This window comes from Arthrobacter tecti, from assembly GCF_054511355.1.
This window is the reverse complement of sequence record NZ_JBTNCT010000002.1, coordinates 300994-321492: the sequence shown is the minus strand read 5'-3', so window position 1 is coordinate 321492 and position 20499 is coordinate 300994. Positions and strand designations below refer to the sequence as shown.

Sequence of the window (20499 nt, the reverse complement as noted above, 5' to 3'; positions counted from 1 at the left end):
TCGGAGTGATCGCTGCGAGGCTCCATTGACCGCCGGGACGAAACCCTCGATTACCGTTCACGGGCAGATGCGGTGGTTGGCGTGGCAATCCGATTCACCACTTCGGCGACGATATCCTCGGCGCGCACGCGGCGTGCCCACGAGCCCGGCGTCAGGGTGAGGCGATGCGCCAGGACCGGTTTGGCCGCGAGCTTGATGTCTTCGGGAAGCACAAAGGTTCGGCCATCCATCAGCGCGAGTGCCCGCCCGAGCAATACCAGAGCCTGGGATCCGCGAGGGGAGGCCCCGACGTCGACGGCGTCGTGTGCGCGCGTTGCGGACGTGAGGCGTACCGCGTAGTCGATGACGTCAGGATCCACCGCAATGCCGTTTGCGGTCTCCCTCATCGCCAGCAGTTCGGTGGCCTGCACTACCGTGCGTACAGAGGCGACCTCCGAGCCCCGGTTCAGACGGCGTTGAATGATGTCGTGTTCGGCCTGCGCTTCCGGGTAACCCACATCGACCCGGATCAGGAAGCGGTCCAGCTGTGCTTCCGGCAGAGGGTACGTGCCTTCGAACTCGATGGGGTTGGCCGTGGCGAAAATATGGAAGGGCTGTTCGAGCGTGAGGGTGCGTCCTTCGACAGAAACCTGCGCCTCAGCCATTGCTTCCAGGAGCGCGGACTGCGTCTTGGGGGAGGTGCGGTTGATCTCATCGGCTAGCAGCAGATTGGTGAACACGGGACCGGGAAGGAAGTTGAAGCTGCGCGCGGCCGGATCGAAGATCGATGAGCCGGTCACATCCGACGGCAGCAGGTCAGGTGTGCATTGCAGGCGGCGAAAGTCCAGCCCCAGGGCCTGTGCCATGGTCTTTGCGGCCAGCGTCTTGCCAAGTCCGGGCAGGTCCTCGAATAGCACATGGCCGCCGGCGAGCACCGCGCCGAGCGCCAGCTTGAGGGTGGTGTCCATGCCGACGACCACCGTCCCGACTTCTCTCAGGACGTCGCCGCATCGTGTGGCTGCGTCCTCGGGAGTAAGGCTCTGGCTCATCAATGATCCTTTTCTGGTTGGGGTGCCGGGCGGTGGCCAGGCACCTGCTGCGGATCTTGTCGGAGGATCTGCTCCAGCTGATCCATGCCGGCGTCGAACGTCCGGGTGTCCACGGGCGTCGCAGAGTCGTTCAGATGGTGGCTGCCAAGAACGGTGCCCAGCGGTCCTTTTACGGTGCGGTGTTCAATCCCGCGGGCGTCGAACGCAGCGGAGGCAATGTCAGCCAGCTGGTTTACTGCCCGGACTCCGACACCGGCGCGCGCGCCCGATAGCGAGAACTCAAGGGCCTGCACATCGGCCAGCCCTTTTGACCGCGGCGGCGTGCTCAGAGCCGGCAGCCGGTCCGCATCGAGGTTGTCGAGCATCCCATTGACCACACCGCCGACGAACGCCGCTGTCACCAGCACCGCCGCGTGCCCGAAGTCCAGCGAGAGGAAGATCGCGAATCCGGCGGCAAGCACGGTCAGGAGTGCGGTAACCCGCCATTGCCCAGCCGTCATGTGCGGGCCGAACCGTTCTTGGGAACTGCGCTTCCGACGGCGGCTGTGATGCTCATCAGGGCGCTGCGAGCCTGTTCAAGCTCGGCTTCGCTGATAACGGTGGTTGAGTGGTCGCCGAACCTCGCCCGGTGATAGAGGCGCTGCAGGAAAATTACGTCGTCGGTCGGTGCCCGGAACCTCGCCAGGACGTGCGCTGTGTACTCGGACGTGGTTTCCTGGCCTTTGCGTGGAGCTCCGGCAGCCGACGTCGCGCCTTCAAGGGCCAGCCAGCAGGCGATCACCGCATCGCGTGACGCCGACGGCCCGGACAGCGCGTCCTCGGCACTTTCGAGCCCGACGACGACGGCGCGCCGGGCACTTTCGCGGGCTTCGGGAGAGGAGTGCTCATCAAGGTATTCGGGCTGGTCTTCGGTCCGATACCTCTCACCCCTGAGCGAGAGCAGGAACCGAATCAGGAAGAAGGCAATGGCGAGCAGGATAAGCGCGAAGACGAGGAATGCCAGGTTGTTCCCTGAGGACTCAGGGGCCGGGGTAGATTCGTCCGGTACAGCCTCGGTGGCGGTGGGACTCGGCTCGGCACTGGGCAGTAGCTGCCCGCCATCCAGGTCAAGGGCTGGAGACAGTGCGGTGAGCGGGCCCACGAATCCCGCAGCAACGACTATGAGGAGGACCGTGAGTACTCCAAAAACCAGCAGCGGATCAGCGATTATGGCACGAAACGTGCGCATTGAATCAAGCCTCCCCACGGTGCGCGACTGGTGGCATCATTCTAGGCCTGTGTGGCGGAGGTCACCGAATTCGGCAGATGGGAGGTGGAGTAAAAGTGCCCTCGATAGGATTCGAACCTACGACCTTCTGCTCCGGAGGCAGACGCTCTATCCCCTGAGCTACGAGGGCACGGCAGGTCTGGTGAGACCAGTTGCCGGAAGGGACTCATTGAGCTTAGCAGGTGAATCTTGGCTGAACGAAACGCTGTTCCGTACCTGCTCAGGGGCGATTAATACCCGAGGAAAGCGTCGGTCTGAACCGACCTTCCGCCTGCCTCCCGGATGAGCGGTTTGGCGCGCGAGAGAGTCGCCGGCGAACCCGACAGGTACACCCGGCGCTTCGGCAGATCCGGAATCAGGGAGCGCAGCTCCTCCGCGGTGGGAAAGCTGCCTCCTCCACGGGTCCAGGCGGCGGGAAGTTCGCCCGGATCATCCGGACAGAAGAGGAGGACCTGTGCATCGGCCAGTTCGTCAGCATAGGCGAGCTCGTTGGCGCTGCTGACGACGTAGACAAGCACGATGTCGCGGTCGGACGAGGGTAGGCGGGCTCGCAGCTGGCTGAGGAACGGAGTGACGCCGATACCACCGGCGAAGAGCAGCAGCGGCACCGATGGATCGTCAGGAAGGACGAAGTCGCCGGCCACGGTTGTTGCATCGACAGGCGCCCCGGGCTTCAGCTGCAGGAGCGCGTTTTTGAAGGTGCTCGGTGGATCGGAGAGGCGCAGACCGAAGCGGACAGTGCTGTCGTCGGGCGTGGAACTGATGCTGAAGATGCGGCGCAGGCCGCGCCGGTCGGGACGCGCGTGCGGCAGAGTCAGTTCCATGTACTGTCCGGGGCGGAACCGGACCGGTTGCTCCGGCGTGAACTGGACCTCTGTACTGGTCGGGGTGAGCCAGCGTGAGCCTGTGTAACGTAACCGAATCCGGCGTCTTTGCCCCATCGCGAAGGCGATGGCGTTGCCGATCAGCAGGGCGAATTCCGGGCCGAGGAAGACCGGGCCGATACTGATCTGTAGGGCGAGAACGACGGCGACTATGCCCGCGATCAGCAGTTGCTGCCACCGCCGCGGGGGCAACGTGAGCGGCTCGGTGAGCATGAACCCCAGGAGAAAGAGCACGGGATACGAGGCGAACACGAGCTGCAGGGCTTCGGTCGGCGACGTACCACCGGCCATGAGCCGCACAATCAGGATTCCGACGGCGACGATCACGAACACCGCACCCATGGACAGTTTCCGTGTGCGGTAAAGCAGCAACAGGGTGAAAATCAGTACCAGCGGCAGCATGGCCGGGTTGGCGGCCCACCAGGCGGCGGCGCTCAATCCAAGCAGGGTGACGGCGACGGCGCCGAACGCGGCCGGGTTGAAAATGTGCCGGCCGCGGAATGCCATGAGGTACTTCGAGGCCGCCGCGATCAGTCCCGCGAGAGCGATTCCGCCGACCCCCGTAGGGGTATCGGAGGGAAACATCACAAAGAACAGCAGCAGACCGGTGATGAGGGAGGACTCGGTATGCGGCCGGGTCCTGAGCATCAACGCCATGACCCGGGTGCCGCCCCACGATGCGATGAGCGCTGCCGCGAGTGTCGCCCCCAGTTCGGTCGGCGTGAAGGCCAGGAGGTCGAGTGCCGACAGTCCGAACGCGTAAACGGTAAGGATCAGGAGCAGGACGAGGACCAGGCGGTACATGGTGATCCGCCCGAGAAGCGAATCGAGTCGACTGAACATCTAGAACAGTGCTCCTGCCAGGGATGACGAGAATTGCGCGCGCCCGTCCGAGTGCACCCTGACGTATTCGAAGTCGAACTCCGTCAGGAGGATCTCGGGTGGGACAAGGAAGAGGGCCGTGGCCAGCGCATCTGCGTGCAGTGCGTCGCCCGCCAAAACCCACGTTGCCACCACTTTATCCACGCATCGGCCGGTTGTTGCATCCAGCACGTGGTGAAGGCCGTCGCTCCAGCGCCTCCGGTTGGAGGCAGACGCACAGAGCGCCCGATCGGCCAGCGGGACGACGCCGATCGCTGAGCCGGTGTTGTACGGGTGCTCAAGCGCAACCGTTATAGGTGACCCGTGATGAATCGTGTCCCCACCGGCGTCGACCGTGTGCTCCGCGTAACCGAATTCCTTCAGCGTCTGCGACACCAGATCCACAAGTTGCCCTTTGCCCGCGGCACCGACGTCAAGGATGACCGGCGCCTGTGCCTTGATGACGTTGCCGGTCCAGTCGAAGCGTTCGTCCCATACCGGTGCGGCACAGGGGCTGCCGGCCGGGGTGAAGGAATAGTCGGCGTCGTACCCCAGCTGTTCCAGCGATACGCCGACCAGGGGAGACATCGCCCCGTCGGTGAGCCGATACAGGGTCCGGTACAGCGAACCGAGGTGGGCGCCGTGGGGGCGGGAGCTCCACCGTCCCGCCGTCGGCGAGGCCCGCGATTCGCGAGTCTGCCCGGAAACGCGAGTACACGGCGTCGTACTCTTCAACGAGTCCGACGACGGCGGCGCGCGCCCCAGCGGTCAGCTCAGATAAGGTATCGATCTGCCAGGTGGTGCCGATCGCTTCGAAGTTCACGCTGTGCCGAAGCGCTGCAGGGCTCACTGTGCGGCTTCACCCTTGATCTGATCGATGGCTTCCTTGAACCCTCCGCTGGTCAGGGAGGAACCGGAGACTTTGCTCACGTTGAGTTCGTCGATGGGTGTCCCGACGATCTCGTCCTTGATACCGCTGCTGAACTTCCCCTGGTACTGCTCGGTGGTGGGATTGCTTGGCATGGGCTCGGTCGAAACGTCGGCGACAGCGCCGGATTCCAGAGTGACCGTTACCTCGATCGATTCTTCGCCGCCTGGCGTCTGGTAGGAGCCGGTTGCCGTGTAGGTGCCGTCTGCAAACGCGGCTGCTTCCGCGCCGTCCGTGGCCGGTGAGGAGGTTTCTCCGGAGCCGCCCTCGGCGCCCGGTGCAGGGGTGGGCGTCGCCGCGCATCCGGCAGAGCCGAGCAGGGAAGCTGCAGCGAGGGACGTCAGGGCCCAGCGGGAAAACGGCTTCGGCACGGCATTACTCACGGAGTCTCCTAAGAAGGTCAATGGGGATAGCGCAGTATCAAATACATAACGCTAGTGCGTTCAATTCGGTTCGGTCCGGTCCGCGGACGGGTGGATAAGCAAACGGGTTGGGCGTCCGTCACAGAATCCGGCGGAAGAGACCCGCGCCGTTATGCTGGACAGGTGACTCCCGAAGAACTCTCCTCAGCAATCTCCTCATGCCTTAAAGACGCCGTCGCTGCCGGCGAAATCACTGTGGAGTTGCCAGGCGTTGTTCGAGTCGAGCGGCCCAAGAGCCGCGAGCATGGGGACTGGGCCACCAACATTGCCCTGCAGTTGTCCAAAAAGGCGGGGATGAACCCGCGGGCCTTCGCCGAGATCCTCAAAGGGCGGCTTGGAGGGCTCGACGGCGTTGCATCGGTCGACATCGCCGGTCCCGGGTTCTTGAACATCCGGCTTGAGGCGGGCGCTGCCGGTGAACTGGCACGGACAATCGTCGAGGCAGGAAGTGCTTACGGCAACTCGGACGCGCTTGCCGGAACGAAGATCAACCTGGAATTCGTTTCTGCGAACCCCACAGGTCCTATCCATCTTGGCGGAACCCGCTGGGCGGCCGTGGGAGACGCGCTTGCGAGGATGTTCCAGTCCCAGGGCGCTGAGGTGACGCGTGAGTACTACTTCAACGACCACGGGGCGCAGATTGACCGGTTTGCCCGGTCGCTCTATGCGAGCGCCAAAGGCGACGCGGCGCCGGAGGACGGTTACGGAGGGGCCTACATCGTCGACATCAGGGACCGGGTTCTGCAAAGCGCCCCCGGCATCCTCGAGCAGCCTGCCGAGGACGCCCTCGAGCAGTTCCGGGCTGTGGGTGTCGACCTGATGTTCGGTGACATCAAGAACTCCCTTCATAACTTCGGCGTGGATTTCGACGTCTACTTTCATGAGCACTCTTTGTTCGCAGACAACTTCGTCGGCGGACTCCTGGAGCAGCTCAAGGCTTCCGGGAACCTCTTCTTCGAGGGTGGCGCCTGGTGGCTGAAGTCCACTGAGTTCGGCGATGACAAGGATCGCGTGGTCATCAAGTCGGACGGCAAACCCGCGTACATTGCCGGTGACATCGGGTATTTCGTGAATAAGCGGCAACGCGGCTTTGACCTGAATATCATCATGCTCGGTGCGGACCACCACGGTTACGTCGCCCGTCTGAAAGCGGCCGCTGCGGCGCTCGGCGATAACCCGGACACCGTCGAGGTCCTGATCGGTCAAATGGTTAACCTGATGAAGGACGGACAGCCCGTTCGCATGTCGAAGCGCAACGGAACCGTGGTGACGCTCGAAGACCTGGTTGACGCCGTCGGAGTGGACGCGGCACGCTACACCCTCGCGCGGTTCTCAGCAGACTCCAACATCGATATCGATCTTGACCTGCTCACGAAGCGCAGCAACGAGAATCCCGTGTTCTACGTGCAGTACGCTCACGCGCGCACCCACGCCGTTCAACGCAACGCGGAATCGGCCGGTGTGGATACCAGTGCGTTCGATGCCGCCGCTTTGTCCCACGCCACCGAAGGTGAACTGCTGGCCGCCCTCGGTCAGTTCCCCGGCGTCGTCGCTCAGGCCGTGACGTTCCGCGAGCCGCATCGTGTGGCCCGCCACCTTGAAGTGATCGCAGGAACCTACCACCGCTGGTATGACGCATGCCGGATCGCGCCCATCGGTGATGCTCCCGTCGAGGATGTGCATCGCACCCGTCTGTGGCTCAACAACGCAACCAAGCAGGTTCTTGCCAACGGGCTCGGACTCCTTGGAGTTTCCGCTCCGGAGCGGATGTAACGTGGCTTCTCCTTCACCGCTCGCTCCGGAGTGGCTCGCACTGCCCAAGGACGCCAACCGGCTCAACCCTGTCCTGTGGGCACAGGACGTCGCCCGTTCCGCCTCGGGTGTCCTGACCGTCGCCGGGATTCCGGTTACCGAGCTCGCTGAACAGTTCGGAACGCCGCTGTTCGTTGTGTCCGAAGACGATTTCCGTGCCCGCGCCCGAAGCTTCCGTAGCGCCTTCGACACCGCGTTCAAAGACCTGTGCGGCGGAGTCGACGTCTACTACGCGGGCAAGTCGTTCCTCTGCAGCGAGATTGCGCACTGGGTGTCCGAGGAAGGCCTGCGCCTAGACACCGCATCGGGTGGAGAGCTGGCAGTCGCAATGCGCGCAGGTCTCCACGGACGGCAGCTTGCGCTGCACGGCAATAACAAGTCCGACGCCGAAATCAACCGTGCGCTGGACCTTGAAGTCGGGCGCATCGTCGTCGACAGCCTGGACGAGCTGGCGCGCGTCGGGGCACTCGCCGAGGCCCGGGGTGCAACGGCGGATGTCATGCTGCGCCTCACGCCGGGCGTGCACGCGCACACGCACGAGTTCATTGCCACAGCGCATGAAGACCAGAAATTCGGGCTGTCCCTCGCACCGTCGTCGTCGGACCGGGAGTCACCCGCAGCCCAAGCCGTTGCAGCCGCCCTGGGCCACCCGTGCATCCGGCTGCTCGGCGTGCATAGCCACATCGGCTCGCAGATCTTCGAGCCCGCCGGATTCGAGCTCGCCGCCCGGCGGCTGCTGGGCTTCCTGGCGGAGGTCCGGGATCGCCACGGTGTCGAACTGCACGAGCTCGATCTGGGCGGCGGCTACGGCATCGCCTACACCGAGGCCGACACCCCGCGACCTCCCACTGAAATCGCACAGGCGATGGCCGACGTCGTACGCAGCGCCTGCGCCGAACACGGACTCCGGGTGCCCCGCATCTCGATCGAACCGGGACGGGCCATTGTTGGGCCGACAACGTTCACGCTTTACCGGGCGGGAACCACCAAGACGGTGCAGGTGGATACCGACGGCGGCACCTACCCCCGCAGGTATGTCTCGGTTGACGGCGGGATGAGCGACAACGCGCGGCCGGTGCTGTATGACGCTGATTATTCGGCGGTACTGGCGTCCAGGTCTTCATTCCAGGAACCGGTTCTGACACGCGTGGTCGGCAAGCATTGCGAGAGCGGCGACATCGTTGTGCGCAGCGTGTACCTGCCGACGGACACGTTGGGCGGTGACCTGATAGCCGTGCCGGGCACCGGTGCCTACTGCTGGTCGCTTGCGAGCAATTACAACTACCTCACCCGGCCGCCGGTAGTCGCGGTCAAGGACGGCGTCGCCCGCCTTATCGTGCGCGGCGAAACAGAGGAAGATCTCCTGTCCCGTGACGTACTGCGGCAGGACACCACCGACCGAGCAACTCTTGAAGCAGGAGCCTGATCGATTTGACGAACACCCCGGACAAGACCGACCTCAACAGCACCGTTCCTTCGAGCACGCTGCGCGTAGCGCTCCTTGGGTGCGGAAACGTCGGTTCACAGGTTGCACGCATCCTCCTGACGGACGCCGATAACCTCGCCGCCCGTATTGGGGCGGGGCTCGAACTGACCGGCATCGCTGTCCGTTCGATCGACGCGCCGCGGGATGCGGAGCTGCCGCGGGAGCTCTTCACCACTGACGCCGAGTCCCTGGTCGAGGGGGCGGATATCGTAATCGAGCTTATGGGCGGCATCGAACCCGCCCGCACCCTGATCCTGCGCGCCATCGACCACGGTGCCACAGTGGTCAGTGGGAACAAGGCACTGTTGGCCCAGGACGGGCCAACCCTGTATGAGCGCGCCGACGCGGCACACGTGCAGCTGTCCTACGAAGCTGCCGTGGCCGGAGCCATCCCGATCCTCCGTCCCATTCGCGACAGTCTCTCGGGGGACCGCATCACCCGGGTGCTTGGCATCGTCAATGGCACCACCAACTACATCCTCGATCAGATGGACACCACGGGCGCTCAGTTCGCGGACGCTCTGGCCGGCGCGCAGCGGCTCGGCTATGCAGAGGCCGATCCCACCGCTGACATCGAGGGCCACGACGCCGCGGCGAAGGCAGCCATCCTCGCTTCCCTGTCCTTCCACACCCGGTTTGCGCTGGAAAACGTGCACTGCCAGGGAATCACCGCGGTGACCGCGGAGGACATCGCGTCGGCAAAGGACGCCGGGTACGTCATCAAGCTGCTGGCAATCGCGGAACTGCTGAAGGATCAAGCAGGCGACGACGGCGTCAGTGTCCGTGTGCACCCCACCCTCCTTCCACGGGAACACCCGCTCGCGGCTGTGCGCGGCGCGTTCAACGCGGTGTTCATTGAAGCGGAAAACGCCGGGGAGCTCATGTTTTATGGGCAGGGTGCGGGAGGTACACCGACGGCGTCGGCAGTGCTCGGCGACGTCGTCAGTGCCGCGCGGCGCATGGTTCTCGGCGGACCGGGCCGGACCGAGACCACCACCGGCCATGTGCCGGCCCTGAGTATCGACACGGTGAGCACCAGCTACTACATCGGTCTTGACGTTGCCGACCAGCCCGGTGTGCTTGCCAGGATCGCGCAGCTTTTCGCCGAGCATGGGGTTTCGATTGAAACCATGCGCCAAACCATTCATGCAGCCGAAGCCGGCGGGGAGGCCAGCGCGGAACTGAGGATTGCCACGCACCGGGCCACCGAAGCAGCTCTCGCCACAACCGTGAAACATATCCAGGATCTGGACGTCATCAACGCGGTGACCTCCGTCCTCCGAGTAGAGGGAGTCTGATGGCTCACCAATGGCGCGGCGTCATCCGCGAATACGCTGACCGTCTGCCGGTAACGGACTCAACCAGGGTCATTACGCTGGGGGAGGGCGGAACTCCGCTGGTTTCTGCCCCGGCGCTGTCGGAACTCACCGGCTGCTCGGTGTACCTGAAGGTCGAGGGAATGAATCCCACGGGCTCCTTCAAGGACCGCGGAATGACCATGGCCATCACTGCTGCTGTCGAGGCAGGGGCGAAGGCTGTGGTGTGCGCATCAACAGGCAATACCTCGGCGTCCGCTGCGGCCTATGCCACCCAGGCGGGATTGACGTGCGCGGTGCTCGTGCCGGACGGAAAGATTGCCATGGGCAAGCTCAGCCAGGCGATCGCGCACGGGGCTGAGCTCCTGCAGGTTCACGGCAACTTCGACAACTGCCTTGAGGTTGCACGGAAGCTTGCGGAAGCGTATCCGGTCTTCCTGGTGAACTCTGTGAACCCCGCGCGGATCGAGGGCCAAAAAACCGCAGCCTTCGAGGTGGTCGACTATCTCGGCGATGCCCCCGATTTCCACCTGCTTCCCGTGGGCAACGCAGGAAACATCACCGCATACTGGAAGGGTTACAAGGAGTATTCGCAGCCCTACACATCCGCAACGGCCGGCGAGTTGCCGGCGGTAGCGACCAGGACCCCGGTGATGTGGGGATTCCAGGCAGAGGGTGCGTCCCCGCTGGTGAAGGGCTACCCCGTCACCGAGCCCGACACCATTGCCACCGCCATCCGCATCGGCAACCCGGCGTCCTGGGAGCAGGCTATCGCTGCCCGCGACGAATCAGGTGGGCTCATCGAAGCCGTCACTGATGAGGAAATCCTTCACGCACACCGTTGGCTCTCCTCACGCGAGGGAGTATTCGTTGAGCCGGCCTCTGCGGCCGGTGTCGCCGGTCTGCTCAAGAAGCACGCCGCAGGCGAAGTGCCGGAGGGAAAGACCATTGTCATCACGGTCACCGGCCACGGGCTCAAGGATCCGCAGTGGGCTCTGAAGGCTGCCGACGGAACCGATGTTGAACCTACCAAGGTGGAGTTCGACGTCGTCAGCGTCGCCTCCGCGCTGGGGCTGGCCGACGCTGACCAGCCCGTCGATGCTTAGCGCAGCGAACGCTGTGTTGGCATCGGCGCCGGTCGCAACCGGTCAGGAGGTCACGGTTGAGGTGCCCGCAACAAGCGCGAATCTCGGACCGGGATTCGACAGCCTCGGCCTAGCTCTCACTCTGTATGATTCGGTCCGTGTAAGGACGACGACCTCCGGCACGACGACGGTGAGCGTCACCGGGGAGGGCGCTGAGACGTTGCCCCGCGATGAACGGCACCTGGTGGCCGCAACCATCCTGCGGACGCTGGAACGCGCCGGGTTCTCCAGCCCCGGTCTTGAGATCGAAACCACGAATGTGATCCCTCACGGGCGTGGACTCGGATCTTCGGCTGCGGCGATTGTTTCGTCGGTGCTAGCAGCCAATGCGCTGCTCCCGGAGGCTTCCCGGATGCCGACGCCCGCAATCCTGCAACTCTGCTCCACGCTCGAAGGTCACCCGGACAACGTTGCGCCGGCGCTCCTGGGATCACTCGCTGTTTCCTGGGAGACCGGCCGCGCCTTCCAGAGCACAACGGTGCCGGTGCACCCCGGCGTAGTACCTGTCGTCGCAATTCCATCGAGCGAGCTGTCCACCGAAGCCGCCCGGGCACTCCTGCCCGCTTCTGTTCCGCACAACAGCGCATCGGCGAATGCCGGCCGGGCTGCGCTTCTGGTGCACGCGTTGGGCTCGGCGCCGCAGTTTCTGCTCGATGCGACCCGCGACCTGCTTCATCAGGACTATCGAGCGCAGGCCATGATGCACAGCGCCGGTCTGATGCGCGCTCTGCGCTCGGACGGGTTCGCCTCCGTCATCTCGGGAGCCGGCCCCACCGTCATGACTCTTGCAGTAGGCGAGGAACAGGCTGGGGCGGCGATCGCGGCGATCGAGCGGATTGTCGGTGCCACAGAAGAAGGTGTCGACTGGCGTGTTCTACGGCTGAACGTTGACACAGAAGGTGCTAAAGTGAAGGTGCACCAACGGTAAAACCCCACCAAGCCATTTCCGGGGAAACCGTGTTCAGATGTGCTTCTGTTGATCTGGCCGTCATGTTCTTTGACCGTCGTGAAACTGCCTGTATGTCAGCAGTAGCTCAATCTCAGGTGTACCTCCAGGACCTGATGCGGCAGCGAATCACTCCGTGACTGCTTCGCACTGAGATCCCGAGGTTTTCAGCACGCTCGGCCTCACCGGAGAGCATCCGGTCAGCAGCCGAAACCTTAGCTTCCATCTCTTTGACATGAAAGCTAAGCAAACCAACCGCGATCCACATCAGAGATGGATCGCCCGACGAGGGGGAAGGATCCTTCGTGACTCAAACCACTGACCTGCCGACAGGCGTGGATACCCAAGCCGCCGAGACCAACGGCGCAACAGCTTCCAAAAGTTCCGGGCTCGCCGGGCTGAAGCTTGCCCAGCTGCAGGCCCTTGCCGGCCAGCTCGGCATCTCCGTGGGGTCGCGAATGCGCAAGAGCGATCTCGTGGCAGCTATTTCGGACCATCAGCGAGGCTCGGCAGTTGCCGACCGGCCTAAGTCCGCCCCGGCCCAGAAGCCGGCTAAGGAAGATGATGTAACCCCGCAGAACGGCGCGTCCCGCGGGAGCGACCAGGAGTCGGCCCAGGAACCTGCCGAGAAGCCGGCACGTACGCGCAACCGCAACCGGCGCGCAGGCAGCGACGGCGTTGTCAAGACAGAACAGTCTGCCGTGGATACCGGTTCATCCGACGCAGCTACGCAGGGCACAGCGGGTTCCGGTGATGCCGTTGCTCCTGAGGGCGCAGCATCGGGTGAGGCCGTAGCACCTGAGCGCGGACGCCGCAGCCGTGACAACCGCCGCAGCCGCCGCTCTGACTCTGATTCTCAGGGTGAGACCGCCGCAGCAGATGGCGAAACGAACGAGGGCAAGGCTGCCCAGCAGAACGGGGACAACTCATCCGAGGGCACCGATACCCAGGGCGAGGACCAGAATGATCGGCGCAATGACCGTCGCGAGCGTAACCGCGACCGCAATGAGCGCCGGAACAACCGTGACGACGATCGGGACAACCGGAACGACCGCGACGGCCGGAATGATCGGGACAACCGGAATGACCGGAACGACCGTGACAACCGGAATGACCGGAACGACCGGAATGACCGCGATAACCGTGACGACGGCAACGAGCGCGGCCGTAACCGTCGCAACCGTGGCCGCAACAACCGGGAGGACGATCGCAATAACCGCTTCCGCGACCGCAATGAGCGCCGCCGGAACCGTAACCAGAATCCGGATGTCGACGACGTCGAGGTCACCGAGGACGATGTCCTGCTGCCAGTGGCGGGCATTCTGGACGTGCTCGAAAACTATGCTTTCGTGCGCACCTCCGGCTACCTGCCCGGCCCGAATGACGTCTACGTTTCGCTGGCCCAGGTCAAGAAGTACGGCCTGCGCAAGGGTGACGCCGTCGTCGGTGCCATCCGTGCTCCGCGCGAAGGTGAGAACCAGAACAACACGCGCCAGAAGTTCAACGCACTGGTTCGCCTCACCTCGGTGAACGGCAAGACTCCGGAGGAACTGAAGGACCGCGTAGATTTTGCGAAGCTGGTTCCGCTGTACCCGTCGGAGCGCCTACGCCTGGAAACGGATCCCAAGAAGATCGGTCCCCGCGTCATCGACCTGGTGGCTCCCATCGGAAAGGGCCAGCGCGGCCTGATCGTATCACCGCCGAAGGCCGGCAAGACCCTGATCCTGCAGGCGATCGCGAACGCCATCACCGTGAACAACCCCGAAGTTCACCTCATGATGGTCCTCGTCGACGAACGTCCCGAGGAAGTCACCGACATGCAGCGCACGGTGAAGGGAGAGGTCATTGCCTCCACCTTCGACCGCCCTGCCGATGACCACACCACGGTTGCCGAGCTCTCCATCGAGCGCGCCAAGCGCCTGGTGGAGATGGGCATGGACGTCGTCGTTCTTCTCGACTCGATGACCCGCCTCGGCCGCGCCTACAACCTGGCCGCACCCGCGTCCGGACGCATTCTGTCCGGTGGTGTGGACTCGGCGGCGCTCTACCCGCCCAAGCGGTTCTTCGGTGCTGCACGCAACATCGAGAACGGTGGATCCCTGACCATCCTTGCGACTGCCCTCGTGGAGACCGGTTCGAAGATGGACGAGGTCATCTTCGAGGAGTTCAAGGGCACCGGCAACATGGAACTGCGACTGTCCCGCAACCTTGCAGACAAGCGCATCTTCCCGGCAGTGGACGTCAACGCATCCGGCACGCGCCGCGAGGAGAACCTGCTCTCGGCTGATGAGGTCAAGATCATGTGGAAGCTGCGCCGCGTCCTCTCCGGACTCGAGCAGCAGCAGGCCCTTGAACTGCTGACCAACAAGATCCGGGACACGCAATCCAACGTCGAGTTCCTCATGCAGGTCCAGAAGACCACGTTGGGGACAAAAAGCGACAACGATTAGCTGAGTTCGCCGCCCGGATTGTGCCGGCCCCGCCATCACGTGCGATGGCCGGCACAATCCGGGCGGCTTTCCCGGTTAAGAGTTCCCACCCACATCGAGTGTGCAGAAATAACCATCGTTTCGCCGAATCGACGTTATTTCTGCCCGTTCGATTGATGAAGAAAGCAGTGACCACGATGTTCGAGTCCATTCAGGGTCTGCTCGATGAGCATGCCGACCTTCAGCTTCGGCTGTCGGACCCCGCCGTACACGCTGACCAGGGACTCGCAAGGAAACTGGGACGGCGCTACGCCGAACTGAGTGGCATCGTTGAGGCGCACACACGCTGGAACAGCCTGCAGGACGATCTCGAAGCTGCGCGGGAAATGGCCGACGACCCCGAGTTCGCTGCCGAGATACCGGTACTCGAAGAGCAGTTGGCCACCGCTCAGGAACGGCTTCGCCGACTACTCATCCCGCGCGATCCGAACGATGCACGCAACGTCATCATTGAGGTCAAGGGCGGCGAAGGCGGCGACGAGGCCGCGCTGTTTGCCGGAGACCTGCTGCGGATGTACACAAGATACGCCGAGTCCCGCGGTTGGAAGACCGAGATCATCTCCGCAACGGAGTCCGATCTCGGCGGTTACAAGGACGTTCAGATGGCCATCAAGGGCTCGTCGAACGATCCTGCTGAAGGCGTATACGCCAGGCTCAAGTTCGAAGGCGGCGTGCACCGTGTGCAACGCGTGCCCGTCACTGAGTCGCAGGGGCGCATCCATACCTCCGCTGCGGGCGTCCTGGTCCTGCCTGAGGTCGATGAGCCCGAAGAGGTCGAGATCAGCCAGAACGACCTCAAGATCGATGTCTACCGCTCCTCGGGGCCGGGCGGACAATCGGTCAATACCACGGACTCCGCCGTTAGAATCACGCACCTGCCCACCGGCATCGTTGTCGCCATGCAGAACGAGAAGTCCCAGTTGCAGAACCGCGAAGCAGCGATGCGCGTGCTGCGCTCCCGCATCCTGGCTGCCAAGCAGGAAGAGATCGACGCCGCGAACTCGGACATCCGCAAGTCCCAGGTGCGCACCATGGATCGTTCCGAGCGCATCCGGACCTACAACTTCCCCGAAAACAGGGTTGCCGATCACCGCACCGGTTACAAGGCCTACAACCTCGACGCCGTCATGAATGGTGAGCTCGAGCCGGTAGTGCAGTCTGCCATTGAGATGGACGAGCAGACCCGCCTGGCTGCCATCGGTGACGACGCCTGAGCGGTTCGATGATGGAATCGCTGGCCCATGCTCTGGGAGCGGCTACGTCGGAACTGGCAGCGGCCGGGGTAGCGAGCCCGCGGGTTGACGCCGAACTCCTTGCCGCGCACCTGCTCGGTGAGAGTACCGGACGGGTTCGTGCCCTTGCACTGACCGGCGCTGCGGCACCGGAGGGTTTCGCTGATCTGGTGGCTGAGCGCGCGCAGCGCGTGCCGCTCCAGCACATCACCGGTGTCGCCCACTTCCGTAGACTCGAATTGGCCGTCGGACCCGGCGTCTTCATACCGCGTCCGGAAACCGAGGTTGTTGCCCAGCTCGCGATCGATGCAGCGTCTGCAATGGACCCGGTTCGGGTTGCCGACCTGGGCGCCGGATCGGGTGCAATCGCCGGTTCGATCGCCTCAGAGGTTTCCGGCGCGGAGGTCTTCGCAGTCGAACTGAGCGAACTCGCATGTGCATGGGCTGCACGGAATCTCGGTCCGCTTGGCGTCACTCTTGTCCAGGATGACTTCGCGGTAGCGCTCTCCGAGTACAACGGCACGTTCGACGTCGTCGTCTCCAATCCGCCTTACATTCCTACCGAATCGGTTCCGCGCGACCCGGAGGTCGCTGACCATGATCCGGAACTGGCGCTGTACGGCGGCAGCGCGGACGGCCTGCGCCTGCCGCTGGCGGCGTCGACCGCTGCGGCGCGTCTCCTGCGCGCGGGCGGCTACTTCGTGATGGAACACGCCGAGGTACAGGCGGGATCGCTGAAACGCATCCTCAGCGCTGATCCCGCGTGGAGAGACGTTCGCACGCATCAGGATCTGTCCGGACGTGACCGTGCTACCTCCGCTGTGCGCGCCGATGTGCCAAGTGAAGGTTCGTAGTGAAAGGATGTCTGGCGTGAGTGCCACTTTCGATTGTTCCGATCCCACCGAACGCAGTGAGGGAATTGCCCGCGCACAGCGGGCTCTCGCCGCCAAGCAGTGCGTCGTGATTCCCACCGATACCGTGTATGGAATTGCTGCGGATGCTTTTACCCCCCAGGCAGTCGCCACACTGCTCGCATCGAAGGGACGCGGCCGGAGCATGCCGCCGCCGGTCCTCATTCCACGGCAGCAGACCATGGACGGGTTGGCGACGGACATCAGCGTGGAGGCGCGCAGGCTCGCGGAGGCGTTCTGGCCGGGCGGCCTCACCCTCATTTTCCATGCCCAGCCCTCGCTCACCTGGGACCTGGGAGATACTTACGGCACAGTCGCGCTCCGGATGCCCGATGACCGCATAGCGCTCGATCTACTGATCCTGACCGGTCCGCTCGCTGTGTCCTCGGCGAACCGGACCGGTCAGCCTGCAGCGATCACTGCGGCCGATGCGTATAAGCAGCTCGGTGACTCAGTTGACGTTTACCTCGAGGATGGCCAGAGGAGCGCAGACGCGGGATCCTCCACCATCGTGGACGCGACAGGCCCTGTTCCGGTCGTGGTGCGGCAGGGAACCATCACGCTGGAAGAGCTGCGCGAAGTGGTTCCGGAGATCACGCTGGCGGGAAGCGAGGAGGCGGAAGACAACGACGCCGCCGCGCCGGCCAGCGGGAACGACGACGACGGCGCAGACAAAGCCACCGAGGATCAGGACGACGCCGCCGCGCCGGCCAGCGGGGACAACGACGACGAGAAGCGAGAAGGTGCCGAAGGCATCGGCGCCGGCGCCAATTTTCAGGACGACGCTGCGCCCGCCCCGAGCGACGCCTCAAACGAATCAGGCGTGAACACCGAAGCGGCGGACCAGGAGGAGCCTACCGCCGACGCGCTCCGGCCGCCTCAAGGATCGAACTGACCCTTCCAGGGAGGCGGATGTCGGCCTCCGCGGTCCAGCCTGCTACCTGGTCCTGGCCGAACCACATAAGTTCAACCCTCCGGATCGAGCCGTGCAGCCTTTCGCGAAGCAACCCGGAAACCGCGTAACCGGCCCGCAGGACCAGGCGACACAAACCAGCAGGCAGGACCAGGGGCGTACCCCCCGCCGCCTCCAGCACTGTCCGAACCGTCATCCCTTCCCAGGGTTGTAATACGATCTGCGGCATGGCGCCCGGGTGTGATCCTGCGGCGCGAACAAGCCCGGCCAGGGAATCCACCGAGGTGACCGGGCTGGGCGCCGTTCCGGGTGAGGCGACCGAAGCCAGGGGAGAGGCAGCCAGCCGGGCCAGCGCCGTCGTCGTCGGCCGTTCCGGACCCTGTACTGAGGTGGCTCGGACAATGACGATGCCCAAAGGACCCCGCTCGAGGAAGCAGAGGGCCTGCTCTCCGAGGGCCTTGCTGCGGGAGTAGGGGGAGAAGGGTGCGGTTTCGGTGGTCTCGTCGAGGACAGGACGATGGCCTTGGACCGCGGCACTGCTGAGGTGTACCAACCGTTGCACGCCGGCGGCAGCACAGGCGCGGGCAACGAGGACGGGGAGCAGTGCGTTGGCACCCGTGAGTTCGGGCGATTCGATACTGCGCGGCGTCGCTGCCCCCGCGGCATTCACTACTACAGAGCTGCCCCGTAGTTCATCGGCGAGACGAGCGACGACGTCATCCAGACGCCCGGCTTCCCGAAGAAGCTCGGCTGGTGTGCTGGCCTCGGAGCGCAGCCTTGGCGCATGCACAGCGTTGGCGGAGACCCTGGCGTCGGTGAGAGTACGAACCACGGCTGATCCAACGAATCCGGTTCCTCCGATCACGGACCAACTCATTCAGCATCCTCCCGGGATGGGTTCAGCGCGGGCATGGGGGCCCACTCGGGGTCATGCAGGATACGCCGCGATTCGCGCCATCCATTCCAGAGCGAGCCGAGTCCGGTAAGCGTGCGTTCCACAGCTGCCAGGCGAAGCACTTCCTTGGCCGCCGTAAGGCCGGTCCCGAGCGCAAAACCCAATCTGTTGAAACGGCCGTTCACTTTGAGATACCGCGCGAGATGGCCGCGGTTCCGCATCCCGCAGTAGCGGGCGAGGTTGCTGGAGTCATTCAGGTGGCGAACGCCGAGATCGATCTGCTTTTGGGGGCGCGCCTTCCGCAACACGAAGTTGTCGATATAGACCACGGGCTCGCGCTGTGCAATGAGCCAGCCGTAAGTGGTGTCGTCACCGTTGATGAAGAACCGGGGATCGGGCAGCCCATTGGCCCGCACCACGTCGGCATGGACGAGCATCCCCTCGAAGCAGCCCACATTGGTCTGGAACACCGGCGATTTAGCGAAGACGTTCCCGTGCACCGGGAAATGGACGCCGAGGAAAGCGTTGAACCGGTGTTGCCAGAAGAAGGGTTCGCCGGTGTGATCCCAGCGCCGACCGTGTAGGCAGCGGTACTCGCGCATCCACGGCGCGAAGGCGCCGAGGGCGCCGGGGAGGGCCTCGACGTCGTCGTCCATCAGCCACAACCACTGTGCGCCTTCGGTGAGGGCGCGGTTCACACCCGCTGAAAATCCGCCGGATCCGCCCGCATTGGTTGTCAGCCGGTGCACGGTCAGCGGCATGGACAGCGACCGGGAGGCCGCTTCAAGCACATCGTTCGTGGTGTCCGTACTCGCATTGTCGACGACGACGACGGCCGCCGGCGCAGGGTCGAGGCGGTCCAGCGAATCGAGGAGCCGGCGCAGATACTCGGCGCGGTTGAAGGTGGCGACAACGACGGTCACCGGCTGGCTGGCCGACACGGTTCTCAGAAGCCGAAATCCGAGGGCGGTCCGAAATTGCGCCCGCGCACACCTGCAGCGTAGGTGCGTGCCCACGAAGCCAACCCGCGTAAATCGCCGCGGCGCAGGTAATACGCCGGATAACCCACGGCGTCGACAACGAACGAGCGTATCCGGCCGTAGCGCCTGGTGAGGTGTCCGCGGTTTCGAAAGTAGTAGAACCGTTTGAAGGGCGTTTCAGGTACGAGCACATGGAGCCTGTCGCCCAGGACGTGCTTCAGTTCGCCCCACCCCGGTGGGTGGCTGAGCGCGACAGTGGTGACTGTGCCGAAAGCTATCCGTGCGCGCCGGAGCCGGAGCATGAAGTCTGTTTCATCTCCGCGGATGAAGAGACGCAGGTCCGGCAGGCCCACACGGAAGAAGACATCGGTACGGATCAGTGCGCCGTTGAAGAACTGCCCGATGTCGGGAAGGAAGCCGAGTTTCTCAACCTGGCTCCGATCGTGCGTTGTGTGCCCCTGCACGCGGAAGGGGAAGGAGAGCCGGGAGGAGTCCTCCGGCGCCACGATCAAAGGAAGGACGACGTCGAGGTTCCGTATGCGCGCGGATTCCAGGAGACTGCGCAGCACGGTGGTGTCTTCCGGGTGGGCGTCATCATCCATGATCCAGATCCAGTCCGCACCGCTGGCCATCGCGGACAGGATAGCCAACGAGAACCCGCCGGCACCGCCGAGATTGCTGTTTGAACGGATGTAATTCACAGGCGCCGCCGACTGGGCAGCGATCGACGCGACGTCCTGCGTCCCGGAGTCGACGAGAGCAACCGAAACAAGGGGGTGGTCCTGGTGCGAGAGCGCTTCAAGGAGTGTCTGCACGTCTCCGGGTCTGTCGAAGGTCACTGCCGCTACAGCCACGGTTTCCTGCAAAACGGTCCTTCCGTAAACTATCTGCGGCCCTGGGCTGGGCATTGAATTCACGTTGTCCTGCTCAATAAGAGCGCAGACCAGTGGGGCTAGTATTCTCGGGTAGGGAAAGTCTATTACA

General features: G+C 64.1%; 19 protein-coding genes and 1 tRNA gene. 10 read left to right on the top strand and 10 right to left on the bottom strand.

Annotated elements, in window-relative coordinates; genetic code table 11:
- Nucleotides 1–50: 50 nt before the first annotated feature.
- The 6 genes from ACX80C_RS03965 to ACX80C_RS03940 all read right to left on the bottom strand — a co-directional run bounded on the left by ACX80C_RS03965 (nucleotide 51) and on the right by ACX80C_RS03940 (nucleotide 4628).
- Nucleotides 51–1028: an AAA family ATPase gene (locus ACX80C_RS03965; protein WP_459324929.1), complete on the bottom strand. Its 978-nt coding sequence runs from the start codon at nucleotides 1026–1028 to the stop codon at nucleotides 51–53.
- A complete protein-coding gene (locus ACX80C_RS03960; protein WP_459324928.1) occupies nucleotides 1028–1528 on the bottom strand; it encodes a hypothetical protein in 501 nt (166 codons plus the stop codon). Before ACX80C_RS03960 ends, ACX80C_RS03965 begins: the two co-directional genes overlap by 1 nt.
- The gene (locus ACX80C_RS03955) at nucleotides 1525–2256 is read right to left on the bottom strand and encodes a DUF4129 domain-containing protein (RefSeq protein ID WP_459324927.1); all 732 of its coding nucleotides are present in this window, start codon (nucleotides 2254–2256) and stop codon (nucleotides 1525–1527) included. Before ACX80C_RS03955 ends, ACX80C_RS03960 begins: the two co-directional genes overlap by 4 nt.
- Before the next feature lie 96 nt (nucleotides 2257–2352).
- A tRNA-Arg gene (locus ACX80C_RS03950) sits at nucleotides 2353–2425 on the bottom strand.
- Between the two features lie 100 nt (nucleotides 2426–2525).
- Nucleotides 2526–4022, bottom strand: coding sequence for a ferredoxin--NADP reductase (locus ACX80C_RS03945; protein WP_459324926.1), 1497 nt, complete (start codon nucleotides 4020–4022; stop codon nucleotides 2526–2528).
- Nucleotides 4023–4628 (bottom strand): FAD:protein FMN transferase, encoded by a 606-nt coding sequence (locus tag ACX80C_RS03940; protein ID WP_459324925.1) that lies wholly within the window; start codon nucleotides 4626–4628, stop codon nucleotides 4023–4025.
- Between the two features lie 10 nt (nucleotides 4629–4638).
- On the opposite strand from ACX80C_RS03940, the gene ACX80C_RS03935 reads away from it, so the two are divergent.
- Nucleotides 4639–4821 carry a hypothetical protein gene (locus tag ACX80C_RS03935; protein WP_459324924.1) on the top strand — a complete coding sequence of 61 codons (183 nt, stop codon included), beginning with the start codon at nucleotides 4639–4641 and terminating at the stop codon, nucleotides 4819–4821.
- A gap of 65 nt (nucleotides 4822–4886) precedes the next feature.
- Here ACX80C_RS03935 and ACX80C_RS03930 read toward each other — a convergent pair whose 3' ends face one another.
- Nucleotides 4887–5351: an FMN-binding protein gene (locus ACX80C_RS03930; protein ID WP_459324923.1), complete on the bottom strand. Its 465-nt coding sequence runs from the start codon at nucleotides 5349–5351 to the stop codon at nucleotides 4887–4889.
- Nucleotides 5352–5513: 162 nt separating this feature from the next.
- Here ACX80C_RS03930 and argS point away from each other — a divergent pair, with 162 nt between their 5' ends.
- From argS to ACX80C_RS03885, 9 genes are all read left to right on the top strand, one after another.
- Complete coding sequence (gene argS / locus ACX80C_RS03925; protein WP_459324922.1) at nucleotides 5514–7163, top strand: arginine--tRNA ligase; 1650 nt, start codon at nucleotides 5514–5516, stop codon at nucleotides 7161–7163.
- A gap of 1 nt (nucleotide 7164) precedes the next feature.
- Nucleotides 7165–8628, top strand: coding sequence for a diaminopimelate decarboxylase (gene lysA, locus ACX80C_RS03920; protein ID WP_459324920.1), 1464 nt, complete (start codon nucleotides 7165–7167; stop codon nucleotides 8626–8628).
- A gap of 5 nt (nucleotides 8629–8633) precedes the next feature.
- The gene (locus ACX80C_RS03915; RefSeq protein WP_459324919.1) at nucleotides 8634–9986 is read left to right on the top strand and encodes a homoserine dehydrogenase; all 1353 of its coding nucleotides are present in this window, start codon (nucleotides 8634–8636) and stop codon (nucleotides 9984–9986) included.
- A complete protein-coding gene (gene thrC, locus ACX80C_RS03910) occupies nucleotides 9986–11110 on the top strand; it encodes a threonine synthase (RefSeq protein ID WP_459324918.1) in 1125 nt (374 codons plus the stop codon). The genes ACX80C_RS03915 and thrC overlap by 1 nt, the downstream gene beginning before the upstream one ends.
- Nucleotides 11103–12077 carry a homoserine kinase gene (gene thrB / locus ACX80C_RS03905; protein WP_459324917.1) on the top strand — a complete coding sequence of 325 codons (975 nt, stop codon included), beginning with the start codon at nucleotides 11103–11105 and terminating at the stop codon, nucleotides 12075–12077. The genes thrC and thrB overlap by 8 nt, the downstream gene beginning before the upstream one ends.
- Nucleotides 12078–12400: 323 nt before the next feature.
- A complete protein-coding gene (rho, locus tag ACX80C_RS03900; RefSeq protein ID WP_459324916.1) occupies nucleotides 12401–14545 on the top strand; it encodes a transcription termination factor Rho in 2145 nt (714 codons plus the stop codon).
- A gap of 176 nt (nucleotides 14546–14721) precedes the next feature.
- Nucleotides 14722–15798: a peptide chain release factor 1 gene (gene prfA, locus ACX80C_RS03895; RefSeq protein ID WP_167995954.1), complete on the top strand. Its 1077-nt coding sequence runs from the start codon at nucleotides 14722–14724 to the stop codon at nucleotides 15796–15798.
- A gap of 8 nt (nucleotides 15799–15806) precedes the next feature.
- Complete coding sequence (gene prmC, locus ACX80C_RS03890) at nucleotides 15807–16670, top strand: peptide chain release factor N(5)-glutamine methyltransferase (protein ID WP_459324915.1); 864 nt, start codon at nucleotides 15807–15809, stop codon at nucleotides 16668–16670.
- Between the two features lie 7 nt (nucleotides 16671–16677).
- Nucleotides 16678–17622: an L-threonylcarbamoyladenylate synthase gene (locus tag ACX80C_RS03885; protein ID WP_459324914.1), complete on the top strand. Its 945-nt coding sequence runs from the start codon at nucleotides 16678–16680 to the stop codon at nucleotides 17620–17622.
- On the opposite strand, the gene ACX80C_RS03880 is transcribed toward ACX80C_RS03885, so the two are convergent.
- The 3 genes from ACX80C_RS03880 to ACX80C_RS03870 are packed head-to-tail and all read right to left on the bottom strand — an operon-like array spanning nucleotide 17582 to nucleotide 20381.
- Nucleotides 17582–18517 carry an NAD-dependent epimerase/dehydratase family protein gene (locus ACX80C_RS03880; RefSeq protein ID WP_459324912.1) on the bottom strand — a complete coding sequence of 312 codons (936 nt, stop codon included), beginning with the start codon at nucleotides 18515–18517 and terminating at the stop codon, nucleotides 17582–17584. The genes ACX80C_RS03885 and ACX80C_RS03880 overlap by 41 nt on opposite strands.
- The gene (locus ACX80C_RS03875) at nucleotides 18514–19476 is read right to left on the bottom strand and encodes a glycosyltransferase (RefSeq protein WP_459324911.1); all 963 of its coding nucleotides are present in this window, start codon (nucleotides 19474–19476) and stop codon (nucleotides 18514–18516) included. The genes ACX80C_RS03880 and ACX80C_RS03875 overlap by 4 nt, the downstream gene beginning before the upstream one ends.
- Before the next feature lie 5 nt (nucleotides 19477–19481).
- A complete protein-coding gene (locus tag ACX80C_RS03870) occupies nucleotides 19482–20381 on the bottom strand; it encodes a glycosyltransferase (protein WP_459324910.1) in 900 nt (299 codons plus the stop codon).
- Between the last annotated feature and the right edge of the window lie 118 nt (nucleotides 20382–20499).